At 56.7% G+C, this 15,623-nt stretch carries 12 protein-coding genes and 1 riboswitch; of the genes, 8 read left to right on the top strand and 4 right to left on the bottom strand.

Going from position 1 to position 15,623, the window contains the following annotated elements; translation table 11 throughout:
• Positions 1 to 64 precede the first annotated feature (64 nt).
• Positions 65 to 2,716, bottom strand: coding sequence for a phosphoenolpyruvate carboxylase (gene ppc, locus KIF87_RS17105; protein ID WP_121423296.1), 2,652 nt, complete (start codon positions 2,714 to 2,716; stop codon positions 65 to 67).
• 271 nt (positions 2,717 to 2,987) lie between these two features.
• A complete protein-coding gene (gene argE / locus KIF87_RS17100; protein ID WP_028014830.1) occupies positions 2,988 to 4,139 on the bottom strand; it encodes an acetylornithine deacetylase in 1,152 nt (383 codons plus the stop codon).
• 88 nt (positions 4,140 to 4,227) lie between these two features.
• Here argE and argC point away from each other — a divergent pair, with 88 nt between their 5' ends.
• From argC to oxyR, 4 genes are all read left to right on the top strand, one after another.
• Entirely contained in the window at positions 4,228 to 5,232 is a 1,005-nt protein-coding gene (gene argC, locus KIF87_RS17095; RefSeq protein WP_213329759.1) for an N-acetyl-gamma-glutamyl-phosphate reductase, read from the top strand.
• Between the two features lie 6 nt (positions 5,233 to 5,238).
• Positions 5,239 to 6,015 carry an acetylglutamate kinase gene (argB, locus tag KIF87_RS17090; RefSeq protein WP_090420882.1) on the top strand — a complete coding sequence of 259 codons (777 nt, stop codon included), beginning with the start codon at positions 5,239 to 5,241 and terminating at the stop codon, positions 6,013 to 6,015.
• A gap of 77 nt (positions 6,016 to 6,092) precedes the next feature.
• A complete protein-coding gene (gene argH, locus KIF87_RS17085) occupies positions 6,093 to 7,466 on the top strand; it encodes an argininosuccinate lyase (RefSeq protein WP_039264229.1) in 1,374 nt (457 codons plus the stop codon).
• 304 nt (positions 7,467 to 7,770) lie between these two features.
• On the top strand, positions 7,771 to 8,697 hold the full coding sequence (oxyR, locus tag KIF87_RS17080) for a DNA-binding transcriptional regulator OxyR (protein ID WP_213329757.1): 927 nt from the start codon (positions 7,771 to 7,773) through the stop codon (positions 8,695 to 8,697).
• Here the strand turns inward: oxyR and sthA are convergent.
• The gene (sthA, locus tag KIF87_RS17075; RefSeq protein WP_213329755.1) at positions 8,671 to 10,071 is read right to left on the bottom strand and encodes a Si-specific NAD(P)(+) transhydrogenase; all 1,401 of its coding nucleotides are present in this window, start codon (positions 10,069 to 10,071) and stop codon (positions 8,671 to 8,673) included. The genes oxyR and sthA overlap by 27 nt on opposite strands.
• Positions 10,072 to 10,267: 196 nt before the next feature.
• Between sthA and fabR the strand changes: the two genes are divergently transcribed.
• Positions 10,268 to 10,906, top strand: coding sequence for an HTH-type transcriptional repressor FabR (fabR, locus tag KIF87_RS17070; protein WP_008501784.1), 639 nt, complete (start codon positions 10,268 to 10,270; stop codon positions 10,904 to 10,906).
• Positions 10,907 to 10,915: 9 nt separating this feature from the next.
• Positions 10,916 to 11,275, top strand: a complete 360-nt coding sequence (locus KIF87_RS17065; protein ID WP_008501783.1) for a YijD family membrane protein — start codon at positions 10,916 to 10,918, stop codon at positions 11,273 to 11,275.
• A gap of 90 nt (positions 11,276 to 11,365) precedes the next feature.
• On the opposite strand, the gene trmA is transcribed toward KIF87_RS17065, so the two are convergent.
• Positions 11,366 to 12,466, bottom strand: a complete 1,101-nt coding sequence (gene trmA / locus KIF87_RS17060) for a tRNA (uridine(54)-C5)-methyltransferase TrmA (RefSeq protein WP_213329753.1) — start codon at positions 12,464 to 12,466, stop codon at positions 11,366 to 11,368.
• A 104-nt stretch (positions 12,467 to 12,570) separates the two neighbouring features.
• Positions 12,571 to 12,746: riboswitch (cobalamin riboswitch) on the top strand.
• A gap of 66 nt (positions 12,747 to 12,812) precedes the next feature.
• On the opposite strand from trmA, the gene btuB reads away from it, so the two are divergent.
• Positions 12,813 to 14,666 (top strand): TonB-dependent vitamin B12 receptor BtuB, encoded by a 1,854-nt coding sequence (btuB, locus tag KIF87_RS17055; protein ID WP_213329751.1) that lies wholly within the window; start codon positions 12,813 to 12,815, stop codon positions 14,664 to 14,666.
• On the top strand, positions 14,611 to 15,462 hold the full coding sequence (murI, locus tag KIF87_RS17050; protein WP_121423302.1) for a glutamate racemase: 852 nt from the start codon (positions 14,611 to 14,613) through the stop codon (positions 15,460 to 15,462). The genes btuB and murI overlap by 56 nt, the downstream gene beginning before the upstream one ends.
• Positions 15,463 to 15,623 lie beyond the last annotated feature (161 nt).

Below are 15,623 nucleotides of genomic sequence, written 5' to 3'. Positions count from 1 at the left end.
CTAACGCTTACCCGGCCTACTTAACGTAGGCCCGTGCAAGCGCAGCGCCGCCGGGCGTAAAGCATTAGCCGGTGTTACGCATACCCGCCGCAACGCCCGCAATCGTCACCATCAGCGCCTGTTCAACGCGCGGATCCGGCTCTTTACCTTCCTCTTCCGCCAGACGCGAACGGTGCAGCAGCTCTGCCTGCAGGACGTTCAGCGGGTCGGTGTAAATGTTACGCAGCTGGATAGACTCGGCGATCCACGGCAGGTCCGCCATCAGATGTGAGTCGTTGGCGATGTCCAGCACCACCTTGATGTCGCCTTCCAGCAGTTCGCGCAGCTCTTTACCCAGCGCCCACAGCTCAGGTTTCACCAGACGCTGGTCGTAGTATTCCGCCAGCCACAGGTCAGCTTTCGAGAAGACCATCTCCAGCATCCCCAGGCGGGTAGAGAAGAACGGCCAGTCGCGGCACATGGATTCCAGTTCGTTCTGTTTGCCGTCTTCTACCACCTTTTGCAGCGCGGCGCCGGCACCCAGCCAGGCGGGCAGCATCAGGCGGTTCTGCGTCCAGGCAAAGATCCACGGGATCGCGCGCAGAGACTCTACGCCACCGGTTGGGCGACGCTTCGCAGGACGTGAGCCCAGCGGCAGTTTACCCAGCTCCTGCTCAGGGGTGGCCGAACGGAAGTAAGGGACGAAATCTTTGTTTTCACGCACGTAGCCGCGGTAAAGATCGCAGGAGATATCGGACAGTTCGTCCATGATATGGCACCAGGATGCTTTTGGCTCCGGCGGCGGCAGCAGGTTTGCTTCCAGGATCGCGCTGGTATAGAGCGACAGGCTGCTGATGGTCACTTCCGGCAGGCCGTATTTGAAGCGGATCATCTCGCCCTGCTCGGTGACGCGCAGGCCGCCTTTCAGGCTTCCCGGCGGCTGCGACAGCAGCGCTGCGTGCGCCGGTGCGCCGCCACGGCCAATTGAACCGCCGCGTCCGTGGAACAGGGTCAGTTCAATACCGGCTTTCTCGCAGGTTTTGATCAGTGCGTCCTGCGCCTGATACTGCGCCCAGGATGCCGCCATCACGCCCGCGTCTTTAGCGGAGTCGGAATAGCCAATCATCACCATCTGTTTGCCCTGAATAAAGCCGCGGTACCAGTCGATATTCAACAGCTGGCTCATGACGTCGTTGGCATTGTTCAGGTCGTCGAGGGTCTCAAACAGCGGGGCGACCGGCAGAGCGTAGTCGATTCCCGCCTCTTTCAGCAGCAGGTGAACGCCCAGCACGTCGGACGGGGTCTTCGCCATGGAGATCACATAGGCGGCCACCGATCCTTTCGGCGCATCAACGATCGCTTTACAGGTGTTGAGCACTTCGCGGGTTTCGTTGCTTGGCTCCCAGTTGCGCGGCAGCAGAGGGCGCTTCGAGTTAAGCTCGCGGATCAGGAAGGCCTGTTTGTCGGCTTCAGACCAGCTTTCATAATCGCCGATGCCGAGATAGCGGGTCAGCTCGCCCAGCGCTTCGGTATGACGGGTACTTTCCTGACGGACGTCGATACGCACCAGCGGCACGCCGAAACACTTCACGCGGCGCAGGGTGTCGAGCAGTTCGCCGTTAGCGATGATGCCCATCCCGCAGGCCTGCAGTGATTTATAGCAGGCGTAGAGCGGTTCCCAGAGCTGTTCGTTCTGGCTGAGCAGCCCTTCAGGCTTCGGCAGGCGCTGACCTTTCAGACGCGCTTCCAGCCAGGCCTGAGTGGCCATCAGCTGACCACGCAGTTTTTTCATCAGGAAACGGTACGGCTCGCTGGCACCTTCTTCCCCGGCCAGCGCGCGCAGTTCAGGCGTTGCCTCAACCATCGACAGCTCGGAGATCAGCACCTGAATGTCTTTCAGGAACAGGTCGGTCGCTTTCCAGCGGCTCAGCAGCAGGACGTGACGGGTGATTTCCGCGGTCACGTTCGGGTTACCGTCGCGGTCGCCGCCCATCCAGGAGGTGAAGCGCACCGGAACAAAGTCGACCGGCAGGCGGTAGCCAAGGTTCTCTTCCAGCTGTTCGTTCAGCTCGCGCAGGTAGTTAGGTACCCCTTCCCACAGGCTGTTTTCCACCACCGCAAAGCCCCATTTGGCTTCGTCGACCGGGCTTGGGCGATGCTTACGAATTTCATCGGTGTGCCAGGACTGGGCAATCAGCTGGCGCAGACGGCGCATCAGCTGGTTGCGTTCGTAGTCGGCAATGTCTTTGTTATCCAACTGCTTCAGACAGTTGTTCACTTCCACCATTTTGTGGATCAGGGTGCGACGGGTAATTTCGGTTGGGTGTGCGGTCAGCACCAGCTCCAGCGAAAGCGACTCCACCGCTTTTTTGATGGTGGCTTCGTTGAGGTCTGGCTGGTCTTTCAGTTTACGAAGGGTGCGGGCAATGACTTCCGGGTTGCTGGCCGCTTCGCCGTTTGGCGAAATGCTGTGGTATTGCTCAGCGGTATTTGCCAGGTTCAGGAACTGGCTGAATGCGCGTGCAACGGGCAGCAGCTCATCGTTAGAGAGGTTCTGCAAGGTGGTGAGCAGCTCCTGACGACTGGCCTCGTTACCGGCACGGGAAGATTTAGACAGCTTGCGGATGGTTTCAACGCGGTCGAGGATGTTCTCCCCCAACGCATCTTTGATGGTATCTCCAAGCACTTTGCCGAGCATACTGACATTACTACGCAACGCGGAATATTGTTCGTTCATAAAAACCCAGTCACCCCATCATTTTTGTTTATGCCCAGGCGAAAATCTTCTGGACATTATTTTGTCATCTCCCTTTATAAAGCCACGTAAAACCCCCGTCGTCAATTGCTGCGAAAACGGTTCAGCAAACGAATAAATGCGGGCAATTTACGAAATTTAATTCGCATTGCGTCAGATAAGAGATGCTTATGGGAATGTGACGGAGATCATGCGATTTGTTGCCCTCACCCTAACCCTCTCCCAGTGGGAGAGGGGACTCTTCGGTGCGGTTTTAATGCCAACAGAAGTGATGCACAACCTGGGTAATCAGCTCGCGGGTGGGCTTGATGAAGCGGGTTTCCAGATATTCATCCGGCTGGTGCGCCTGGTTGATGGAGCCAGGGCCAAGGACCAGCGTTGGGCAAAGCGTCTGAATAAACGGCGCTTCGGTGCAGTAGTTCACCACGTCGGTTTTCTCACCGAGCAGTTTTTCCACCACCTGGACCAGCTGGTGATCCGGCGGGCATTCATAACCCGGGATCGGCGGATGCAGTTCGGAGACCGTCAGGCGGCCCGGCCAGCGCTCGCTCACCGGGGCCAGCGCCTCATTCAGCAGGCCGTCGAGATCGCTCAGGGTCATGCCCGGCAGCGGGCGGATGTCCATATGCAGTTCGCAGCAGGCGCAGATGCGGTTCGAGGCATCGCCGCCGTGCAGGCTGCCGAGGTTCAGCGTCGGATACGGCACGGTGAACGCCTCGTAGTGATAGCGTTCTTTCAGATCGTCGCGCAGGGTCATGATGCGGCCGATGGCGTCATGCATCAGCTCGATGGCGTTCACGCCGCGCGCCGGATCGCTGGAGTGGCCGGACTGGCCCAGCACGCGCACGGCGGTAGAAATATGGCCTTTGTGCGCGCGGATAGGCTGCAGAGAAGTCGGCTCACCGATGATCGCGCAGTCCGGGCGAATGGACGTGTTTTCAGAGAAGTAGCGCGCCCCCGCCATGCTGGTCTCTTCATCGGCGGTTGCCAGAATGTAGAGCGGTTTTTTCAGCTTCGTCACGTCCACGTCACGCAGCGCGTCGAGGATAAAGGCAAAGAAACCTTTCATGTCGGCGGTGCCTAGCCCGTAGAGCTTGTTGTCGTGCTCGGTCAGGGTGAATGGATCGCGCGTCCAGCGGCCATCGTCAAACGGTACGGTGTCGGTATGACCGGCCAGCAGCAGGCCGCCCGCACCGGTTCCGGTGCTGGCGAGCAGGTTAAATTTGTGGCGTGTTCCGGGGACGGGCTGAACCTCAACGTTAAACCCAAGATCGCTAAACCAACCAGCCAGCAGATTGATTAAAGACTCATTGCTCTGATCCAGCGCTTCTTCCGTTGCGCTGATGGACGGTGTGGCAATCAGGGCGCGGTAGATCTCGATAAATGGCGGTAAGTTCATTTTCATTGTTGACACACCTTAGGTCGTGATAGTATCAATATTCATGCAATAAATGTGAATAAAAATACATTAACGTTGAGCATAAAGGAACCCGATGTTGAATACGCTGATTGTAGGCGCTAGCGGTTATGCGGGCGCAGAGCTTGTAAGCTACGTGAATCGCCATCCACATATGACCATAACCGCTTTGACCGTGTCAGCGCAAAGCAATGATGCAGGAAAGTTAATTTCCGATTTGCATCCGTGGCTTAAGGGCATTGTCGATCTGCCGCTGCAGCCAATGTCTGATATCAGCGAGTTTACCGACGGCGTCGACGTGGTGTTTTTAGCCACCGCGCACGAGGTCAGCCACGACCTGGCGCCGCAGTTCCTGGCTGCCGGCTGCGTGGTCTTCGACCTCTCCGGCGCGTTCCGCGTTAACGACGGCGCGTTTTACGAAAAATATTATGGCTTCACTCATCAGCACCCGGATCTGCTTGAAAAAGCGGTGTACGGCCTGGCGGAGTGGAGCGCGGACAAGCTGAAAGAAGCGGACCTGATTGCCGTGCCGGGCTGCTACCCGACGGCAGCGCAGCTTTCCCTGAAGCCGCTGATCGACGCGGGTCTGCTGGATCTGAGCCAGTGGCCGGTGATCAACGCCACCAGCGGCGTGAGCGGAGCAGGTCGGAAGGCCGCTATCTCTAACAGCTTCTGCGAAGTGAGCCTTCAGCCGTATGGCGTGTTTAACCACCGTCATCACCCTGAAATCACGACGCATCTGGGCGCCGAGGTGATTTTCACCCCGCATCTGGGCAGCTTCCCGCGTGGGATCCTCGAAACTATTACCTGTCGCCTGAAGCCTGGCGTGACCAAACAGCAGGTGAACGAGGTCTTCACCCAGGCGTATGCGGATAAACCGCTGGTGCGCCTGTATGACAAAGGCGTGCCGGCGCTGAAAAACGTAGTCGGCCTGCCGTTCTGCGACATCGGCTTTGCCGTACAGGGCGAGCATCTCATCGTTGTCGCCGCGGAAGATAACTTACTCAAAGGCGCTGCCGCACAGGCAATGCAGTGTGCAAATATTCGTTTCGGTTTCCCGGAAACGCAGGCTCTTATTTAAGGTGTGATGATGAACCCATTAATTATCAAACTCGGTGGTGTACTGCTGGACAGCGAAGAAGCGCTGGAGCGTCTGTTTACCGCGCTGGTGAACTATCGCGAATCACACCAGCGTCCGCTGGTGATCGTGCACGGCGGCGGCTGCGTGGTGGATGAGCTGATGAAAGGGCTCAACCTGCCGGTGAAAAAGAAGAACGGCCTGCGCGTGACGCCTGCTGACCAGATTGACATCATTACCGGCGCGCTGGCGGGTACGGCGAACAAAACGCTGCTGGCGTGGGCGAAGAAACACCATATCGCGTCCGTTGGCCTCTATCTGGGCGATGGCGACAGCGTAAAAGTGACCCAGCTCGACGAAGAGCTCGGCCACGTTGGACTGGCGCAGCCAGGTTCGCCTAAGCTGATTAACACGCTGCTGGAAGGGGGTTTCCTGCCGGTAGTGAGCTCTATCGGCGTGACCGAAGAGGGCGAGCTGATGAACGTCAACGCTGACCAGGCGGCGACGGCACTGGCGGCAACGCTGGGTGCGGATCTGATCCTGCTCTCCGACGTGAGCGGCATTCTGGACGGTAAAGGCCAGCGCATTGCGGAAATGACGGCTGAGAAAGCCGAGCAGCTGATTGCTCAGGGCATTATTACCGACGGCATGATCGTCAAAGTGAACGCCGCGCTGGATGCCGCACGCACGCTGGGCCGTCCGGTGGATATCGCCTCCTGGCGTCACGCGGAGCAGCTCCCGGCGCTGTTTAACGGCACGCCGATTGGCACGCGTATTTTAGCGTAATCGATTTAATGTTTTGTAGGCCCGGTAAGCGCAGCGCCACCGGGCAATGAAATTCAAAGATATTAAGGAAGCATGTTATGGCACTTTGGGGTGGGCGTTTTACACAGGCAGCGGATCAGCGGTTCAAACAGTTCAACGACTCTTTGCGCTTCGACTACCGCCTGGCCGAACAGGATATTGTCGGCTCTGTGGCCTGGTCCAAAGCGCTGGTGACGGTGGGCGTACTAACCGCAGACGAACAATTACAGCTGGAAGAAGCGCTGAACAATCTGCTGGAAGAGGTGCGTCTTAACCCGCAGCAGATCCTCGAAAGCGATGCTGAAGATATTCACAGCTGGGTGGAAGGCAAACTTATCGACAAGGTCGGTCAGCTGGGTAAAAAGCTGCATACCGGCCGTAGCCGTAACGACCAGGTCGCCACCGACCTGAAGCTGTGGTGTAAAGATACCGTCGGCGAACTGCTGGCAGCCAACCGTCAGCTGCAGAGCGCGCTGGTGGAAACCGCGCAGAACAACCAGGACGCGGTGATGCCGGGTTATACCCACCTGCAGCGCGCGCAGCCGGTGACCTTTGCGCACTGGTGTCTGGCCTACGTTGAGATGCTGGCGCGTGATGAAAGCCGTCTGCAGGATACCCTTAAACGTCTGGACGTCAGCCCGCTGGGCAGCGGCGCGCTGGCCGGTACGGCGTATGAAATCGACCGCGAACAGCTGGCAGGCTGGCTGGGCTTTGCCTCCGCCACCCGTAACAGCCTGGACAGCGTCTCTGACCGCGACCACGTGCTGGAGCTGCTCTCGAATGCCTCTATCGGGATGGTGCACCTGTCGCGCTTTGCTGAAGACCTGATCTTCTTTAACTCTGGCGAAGCGGGCTTCGTCGAGCTGTCCGACCGCGTGACCTCAGGCTCATCCCTGATGCCGCAGAAGAAAAACCCGGACGCGCTCGAGCTGATCCGCGGCAAATGTGGCCGCGTGCAGGGTGCGCTGACCGGCATGATGATGACCCTGAAAGGGCTGCCGCTGGCGTACAACAAAGACATGCAGGAAGACAAAGAAGGGCTGTTCGACGCGCTCGACACCTGGCTGGACTGTCTGCATATGGGCGCGCTGGTGCTGGACGGCATTCAGGTGAAACGTCCGCGCTGTCAGGAAGCGGCGCAGCAGGGCTATGCGAACTCTACCGAACTGGCGGATTATCTGGTGGCGAAAGGCGTACCGTTCCGTGAAGCGCACCATATTGTGGGTGAAGCGGTAGTGGAAGCCATTCGTCAGGGTAAACCGCTGGAAGATCTGGCGCTGGCCGACCTGCAGAAGTTCAGCGCGGTTATCGGGGATGATGTGTATCCGATTCTGGCGCTGCAGTCCTGTCTGGATAAGCGTGCTGCAAAAGGCGGCGTGTCGCCGAAGCAGGTGGCGCAGGCGATTGCGGATGCGAAAAACCGGTTGGTTTGAACCGTGCGGGCTGGTGCCCTCACCCCGGCCCTCTCCCACGGGGAGAGGGAGCAAAACGGAGCCTGGCTTAGCGCTGGGCTTTTTTACGCAAAAAAAATGCGGACCACGGGGTCCGCAAAAGTTCACGTTGGCTTTAGTTGTTCGAGTTTTGAGAGAAACTCGCTGACGGTGCGGGGTCGTCTTGGGTCAAACACGTGCCGCCTCGTCTATGTGGTGTATTATTCAACAGAATGCTTGATAGGGATAATCGTTCGTTGCTATGCTATCTATCGCCATGAACTATCGTGGCGACGGAGGATGAATAATGAATATTCGTGATCTTGAATACCTGGTAGCGTTAGCCGAGCATCGTCACTTTCGCCGCGCGGCAGATTCCTGCCACGTTAGCCAGCCCACGCTGAGCGGTCAGATCCGCAAGCTGGAAGACGAGCTGGGCGTGATGCTGCTGGAGCGCACCAGTCGTAAGGTTCTGTTCACACAGGCAGGTCTTCTGCTGGTGGATCAGGCGCGTACCGTGCTGCGCGAGGTCAAAGTGCTCAAGGAAATGGCAAGCCAGCAGGGGGAAGCGATGTCCGGCCCGCTGCATATTGGCCTGATCCCAACCGTTGGCCCGTACCTGTTGCCGCACATCATTCCGATGCTGCACCAGACGTTCCCGAAACTCGAAATGTACCTGCATGAAGCGCAAACCCATCAGCTGCTGGCACAGCTGGACAGCGGCAAGCTCGACTGCGCCATTCTGGCGCTGGTGAAAGAGAGTGAAGCCTTTATTGAAGTGCCGCTGTTCGACGAGCCGATGATGCTGGCGATCTATGAAGATCACCCGTGGGCGAACCGCGATCGCGTGCCGATGGCCGATCTGGCCGGCGAAAAGCTGCTGATGCTGGAAGACGGACACTGCCTGCGCGATCAGGCGATGGGCTTCTGCTTTGAAGCGGGTGCGGATGAGGATACCCATTTCCGCGCAACCAGCCTGGAAACGCTGCGTAATATGGTCGCGGCGGGAAGCGGCATCACGCTGCTGCCTGCGCTGGCCGTGCCGCGCGAGCGTAAACGTGATGGCGTGGTCTATCTGCCGTGCATTAAGCCGGAGCCGCGTCGTACGATTGGCCTGGTGTATCGCCCGGGTTCACCGCTGCGCAGCCGCTATGAGCAGCTGGCAGAGGCCATCCGTAGTTCCATGGATGGCCATTTCGACAGCGCGTTAAAACAGGCGGTTCAGGCCGTTTAGTGCCGCTACCCGGTAGGCTTCCGCCATGGTCGGGTAGTTAAAGGTGGTGTTAACGAAGTACTCAATGGTGTTACCACCACCTTTCTGCTCCATTATCGCCTGGCCGATATGAATGATTTCCGCGGCGCGTTCACCAAAGCAGTGAATCCCGAGGATCTCTTTCGTCTCGCGATGGAACAGGATCTTCAGCGTACCCACGCTCATCCCCACGATTTGCGCCCGCGCCAGATGTTTAAACTGCGCGCGACCCACCTCGTAAGGCACCTTCATTGACGTCAGCTGCTGCTCGGTTTTGCCGACTGAACTGATTTCCGGGATGGTATAGATACCCGTCGGAATATCTTCGATCAGGTGCGCCGTCGCTTCGCCTTTTACCAGCGCCTGTGCGGCAATGCGTCCCTGATCGTAGGCGGCTGATGCCAGGCTCGGGTAACCAATCACGTCGCCAACCGCGTAAACGTGCGGCAGGGCGGTCTGATACATGCTGTTGACCTTCAGCTGGCCGCGGCTGTCGGTTTCAAGCCCGATATTTTCCAACTGCAGTGAGTCGGTGTTGCCGGTACGGCCGTTGGCGTACAGCAGGCAGTCTGCTTTCAGCTTCTTACCGGACTTCAGGTGCATGATCACCCCGTCGTCACAGCCTTCGATTTTCTCGTACTCTTCGTTGTGGCGAATCACCACGCCGCTGTTCCAGAAGTGGTAGGAGAGAGAGTCCGACATCTCCTGATCGAGGAACGCCAGCAGGCGGTCGCGGGTGTTGATCAGGTCAACTTTGACCTCCATTCCCCGGAAGATCGACGCATATTCGCAGCCAATGACCCCTGCACCATAGATAATGACGTGGCGGGGTTCATGATGCAGGCTCAGAATCGAGTCGCTGTCGTAGACGCGCGGGTGCGAGAAGTCCACGTCGGCCGGATGGTAAGGGCGTGAACCGCAGGCAATCACAAATTTTTCAGCCGTGATGGTTTCAACCGAACCGTCGTGGCATTCGAGTGCCAGGGTGTGTTCATCCACAAAATGCGCGTTGCCCTGCAAAATTTCACAGTGGTTACGCTCATAAAATCCCTGACGCATACGTGTCTGCTGGTTAATGACGGTATCCGCGTGATTCAGGATGTCAGCAAAAGAGGAACGAAGAAGTCGGGAGTGGTCGCTGTAAAGAGGGTTCTGGTTAAATTCGATAATGCGGCTAACGGCGTGGCGGAGGGCTTTCGAAGGGATGGTGCCCCAGTGGGTGCAGCCGCCGCCGACATTATGGTAGCGCTCGATGACCGCTACTCTGGCTCCCTGTTTCACCAGACCCATAGCAGCACCTTCGCCGCCGGGGCCGGAACCAATAACTATTGCGTCGTAATCGTAGGAATGTGGCATGGTAAGGCTTACCTGTTCTTATACATAAAAGCAACAGAATCATAACATCATTGCCAGAGTAACCCAATTATCGTTGTGCTTTTTTCCGGCAGTGGAGCACAAACCGCACGTAAACAATCATTCACAAAGCCAGGCAAACAGATTAATTTTATTCTCTGGTATAGTGCCATCAGGCCTTTGGAAGGATTCAACTATCGTGATGGGCGTAAGAGCACAACAAAAAGAGAAAACCCGGCGTTCGCTGGTGGAAGCCGCATTTAGTCAACTGAGTGCTGAGCGGAGTTTTGCCAGTTTGAGCCTGCGCGAAGTCGCACGCGAGGCCGGGATTGCGCCAACGTCCTTCTATCGTCATTTCCGTGATGTGGATGAACTGGGCCTGACCATGGTCGACGAGAGCGGCCTGATGCTGCGCCAGCTGATGCGCCAGGCGCGTCAGCGTATCGCTAAAGGGGGCAGCGTGATCCGCACCTCCGTATCGACCTTTATGGAATTTATCGGCAATAACCCCAACGCGTTTCGTCTTCTTCTGCGCGAGCGTTCGGGCACGTCGGCGGCGTTTCGTGCCGCCGTCGCGCGTGAAATTCAGCACTTCATCGCGGAACTTGCCGACTATCTTGAACTCGAAAACCATATGCCGCGTGCGTTTACTGAAGCACAGGCTGAGGCGATGGTGACGATTGTTTTCAGCGCGGGTGCCGAAGCGCTGGATGTCAGCATTGAACAACGCAAGCAGCTCGAAGAGCGACTGGTATTGCAGCTCAGGATGATCTCCAAAGGCGCGTATTACTGGTATCGCCGTGAACAAGAGAAACTGGCACATCAAACCGAAGAGTGAAGGTGAGTAATGAAACAGTCAGGTCAGGATAAAGGGACGCTGTTGCTGGCATTGATCGCTGGCTTATCCATTAATGGTACGTTTGCCGCTATTTTTAGCTCAATCGTGCCGTTTTCGATTTTCCCGCTTATTGCGCTGGTGCTGACGGTTTACTGCCTGCATCAACGTTACCTGAACCGCACCATGCCGGTGGGGTTACCGGGGCTGGCCGCTGCCTGCTTTATTCTGGGCGTATTGCTGTACAGCACCGTGGTTCGCGCGGAATATCCGGATATCGGCTCTAACTTCTTCCCTGCGGTACTGTCTGTGGCGCTGGTGTTCTGGATTGGCTCGCGCATGCGTAGCCGTAAGAGCCAGTTACCAGAGTAAAGGGTTTCGTCATTGTAGGCCGGATAAGCGAAGCGCCATCCGGCTTTTTTGGCAGGTGGCGCTTCGCTTACCTGCCCTACAAGGCCCACATTACTTCGCCGTGAGCAGTACGCCGCACTCCATATGGTGCGTATACGGGAACTGATCGAACAGCGCCAGACGTTCTACCTTGTGCGTCTGGCCTAATGTTTCGAGGTTCTTGCACAGCGTCTCCGGGTTACAGGAGATGTACAAAATGCGCGGGTACGCCTGCACCATCTTCTCTGTTTCGCTGTCCAGGCCGCTGCGCGGCGGGTCGACAAAAATCGTCTCACACTGGTAGCTCTTCAGATCGATCCCTTCCAGGCGGTTAAACTGGCGTACGCCGTTCATGGCCTGCGTGAACTCTTCTGCGGCCATACGAACGATCTGCACGTTGTCGATATGGTTGGCGGCAATGTTGTACTGCGCGGCGGCCACCGACGGCTTGGCGATTTCCGTTGCCAGCACGCGATCGAAGTTACGCGCCAGCGCCAGCGAGAAGTTGCCGTTACCGCAGTAGAGCTCAAGCAGATCGCCCGTTGAACCTTCCGTCGCCTTCAGCGCCCACTCCAGCATCTGCACGTTCATCGCGGCGTTCGGCTGGGTGAAGCTGTTTTCCACCTGACGATACACCATCTCTTTACCCGCTACCGGCAGGCGCTCGTCGATGTAGTCCTGATCCAGCATGATTTTGGTTTTGGTCGCCCGGCCAATCAGGTGAACGTTGATGTTCTGCGCACGCAGCGCATCGCGCAGCGCTTCCGCCTGCTCGCGCCACTCGTCGTTAAGCGCTTTGTGATACAGCAGAGAGACAATCGCCTGATTGCTTTGCGTGGTCAGGTAGTCAATCTGGAACAGCTTGTTACGCAGTACCGGATTGTTACGCACGCCGTCCATTATCAGCGTCATTAATTGGTTAATGAGCTCGCTCGCTGCCGGAAAGCTGTCCACGCGGATACGGGACTTCGTCTGCTGATCGAAAATGATGTGGTACAGGTCGTCACCGTCGTGCCAGATGCGGAACTCGGCGCGCATGCGGTAGTGGCTGGCAGGAGAGCGGAACACCTCGGGAACGGGCGCGTTGAAAGGCGTCATCATACTTTGCAGGCGGACGACTTTCTCTGCCAGCTGCGCGTCGTACTGTTCTGTCGGGAGGTGTTCTGGGGTCATGATGCGTCCTGAGTGATAAAGAATTACGCGGGGATTGTAGGCATTGTTCAGGGGATGTCCAGATTTAATGGCCAATAGCTGTCTGGACATCTATACGTGTCTAATTGTAGCATTCTGTTTCCGGTCTCCTGAGAGTGAAAAGGGAATCCAGTGTAAATCTGGAGCTGACGCGCAGCGGTAAAGTCTGGCGGGATGAGCGTTGTAGACACTGTGAAAATGGGAAGTCTTCATCCTTATATAGCCACCTAGCCCGAAGACCTGCCGGGATCACGTCGCATTTGGTTTCATCATCGCGTGCTATCGATGAGGCCTGCGGCATCCTTCTTATATTGTGGATGCTTTAACAATGATTAAAAAAGTATCGCTGTTGACGGCGTTGTCCGTTACGGCATTTTCGGGCTGGGCGCAGGATAGCGCCGACTCGTTGGTGGTGACGGCAAATCGTTTTGAACAACCGGCAAAAACTGTTCTGGCGCCGACGTCCGTCGTAACGCGTGAAGATATTGAACGCTGGCAGGCAAAGAGCGTGGTGGAAATCATGTCGCGTCTGCCTGGCGTGGATATCGCGCAAAGCGGTGGAATGGGCTCGAACTCTTCAACGTTTATTCGCGGAACGGAATCTCGCCATGTGCTGGTGCTGATTGACGGTATTCCTTTGAATAACGCCGGGATCAGCAACGTTCCCGATCTGAGCCAAATCCCGACCTCGCTGATTCAGCGTATTGAGTATATCCGTGGTCCGCGTTCGGCCCTGTATGGCTCCGACGCGATTGGTGGCGTGATTAACATCATCACCGGACGTGATAAGCCGGGTGCAGAGATCTCAGCGGGCGTTGGCTCTAAAGGTTATCAGACCTATGACGGCGCTTTCCAGCAGGTGCTGGATAAAACCAAAATCACCATGGCGGGCAACTACACCTATACCCGTGGTTTTGACATCGCCGCAAAAGATGCGCCGCGCCAGCCTGACCGCGATGGCTTTATGAGTAAATCGCTGTACGGCTCCGTGGAACAGCAGATTACCGACAGCGTGAGCGGCTTCTTCCGTGGCTTTGGTTATGACAACCGCACCGCGTATGACGGTTACGATCACTACGACGCCAACTTTATGGTGGATGGGCGACCTGATACTCGCCAGCTCTACAGCCAGAACTGGGATACCGGTCTGCGTTACAACCAGGGAATTTTCCAGTCACAGCTGGTGGCGGGTTACGGGCGCAGTAAAGATCAGAACTATGATCCGAAGAAAGGGCGTTACGCTGATTCCGCCACCATGGATGATGTGAAGCAGTACACCACCCAATGGCTCAACACTGTGGAAGTCGGTCACGGCAACATCGGTGCAGGCCTGGACTGGCAAAAGCAGAAGACGCAGGCCGGAACGGGCTACCTGGATAAAGGCTACGAGCAACGCAATACCGGCGTGTTTGTTTCGGCGATGCAGCAGTTCAGCAGCGTGACGCTGGAGGCGGCGGCGCGAAATGACGATAACTCCAACTTTGGTAACCATGGAACATGGCAAACTAGCGCCGCGTGGGAGTTTGTGGATGGCTATCGCGTGATTGCCTCCTACGGTACCGCTTTTAAAGCACCGACCATGAGCCAGATCCACAGCGTTTCTTACGGCAATCCGGATCTTAAACCGGAAGAGAGTAAGCAGTGGGAAGGGGGCTTTGAAGGCCTGACGGGACCGGTCAACTGGCGTATCACCGGTTATCGCAATGACATCGATAACCTTATTAGCAGCGATCCGCATACGTATCGTTACTACAACGTTGACGAAGCACGTATTAAAGGCGTGGAAGCGACGGCACAGTTCGATACTGGCCCGGTCGGACATCAGATTTCCTATGATTATGTCGACCCGCGTAATGCAAAAACTAATGAAGTACTGGCCCGCCGCTCTAAGCAGCAGGTTAAGTACCAGCTTGACTGGCAGGTATGGGATCTCGACTGGAACCTTGCCTACCGTTATCTGGGCACACGCTATGATGTCGCGATTGATCCCGACACCTATTCGTCAGAACGCGTGAAAATGGGCGGTGTCAGCCTGTGGGATGTCGCAGTTTCGTATCCTGTCACCTCACATCTCACAGTTCGTGGTAAAATAGCCAACCTGTTCGATAAAGATTACGAGACAGTTTATGGCTACCAAACTGCAGGACGGGAATACACCTTGTCTGGCAGCTACACCTTCTAACCCGCGTCCCACCGTGCTGGTGTTTGATTCCGGCGTCGGTGGGCTTTCGGTCTATGATGAGATTCGGCATCTTCTGCCGGATCTCCATTACATCTACGCCTTCGATAACGTCGCTTTCCCGTATGGGGAAAAGAGCGAAGATTTTATTGTTGAGCGTGTGGTTGAAATCGTCACCGCGGTACAAAAGCGCTATCCCCTTGCGCTGGCCGTTATCGCCTGTAATACGGCGAGCACCGTTTCTCTTCCCGCCCTGCGTGAAAAATTCCCGTTCCCGGTTGTGGGCGTCGTTCCTGCAATAAAGCCTGCCGCGCGTCTGACGGCGAACGGCATTGTGGGTTTGCTGGCAACGCGAGGTACGGTAAAGCGTCCTTATACCCGCGAGCTGATCGACCGTTTTGCCAACGAATGCCAGATTGCGATGCTGGGTTCGGCTGAGCTGGTGGAGATGGCTGAAGCGAAGCTGCATGGAAAGGCGGTATCACTCGACGAGCTGCGTCGTATTCTTCGCCCGTGGCTGCGGATGCCCGAACCCCCGGATACCGTTGTGCTGGGCTGCACCCATTTCCCTCTATTACAGGAAGAGCTATTAGAGGTGCTGCCGGAGGGGACGCGCCTGGTGGATTCCGGTGCGGCTATCGCCCGTCGTACGGCCTGGCTGCTGGAGCATGAAGCACCCGATGCGAAATCTACCGATGCGAATATCGCGTTTTGTATGGCCATCACGAAAGAGACTGAGCAACTTTTACCCGTTTTACGCCGTTATGGCTTTGAAACGCTCGAAAAACTGGCGCTGTAGCACGGTTTTGAGCAAAAAAGAGACGGTTGAAAGTTTTTTTTAAAAGAGGGGTTGTCAACGTCTGAGAACTCCCTATAATGCGCCTCCACTGACACGGAACAACGGCTTACAGGCCGCCGGGTTAGCGGGGTTCAGAGATGAACGCCAGCAGAGAAAAGCGA

Origin of the sequence: Enterobacter sp. 120016 (genome assembly GCF_018383635.1) — a bacterium.
In the GTDB taxonomy this organism is placed as follows: domain Bacteria; phylum Pseudomonadota; class Gammaproteobacteria; order Enterobacterales; family Enterobacteriaceae; genus Enterobacter; species Enterobacter asburiae_D.
The sequence above is the reverse complement of the archived record's forward strand: the minus strand, read 5'-3'. Positions and strand labels throughout refer to the sequence as shown.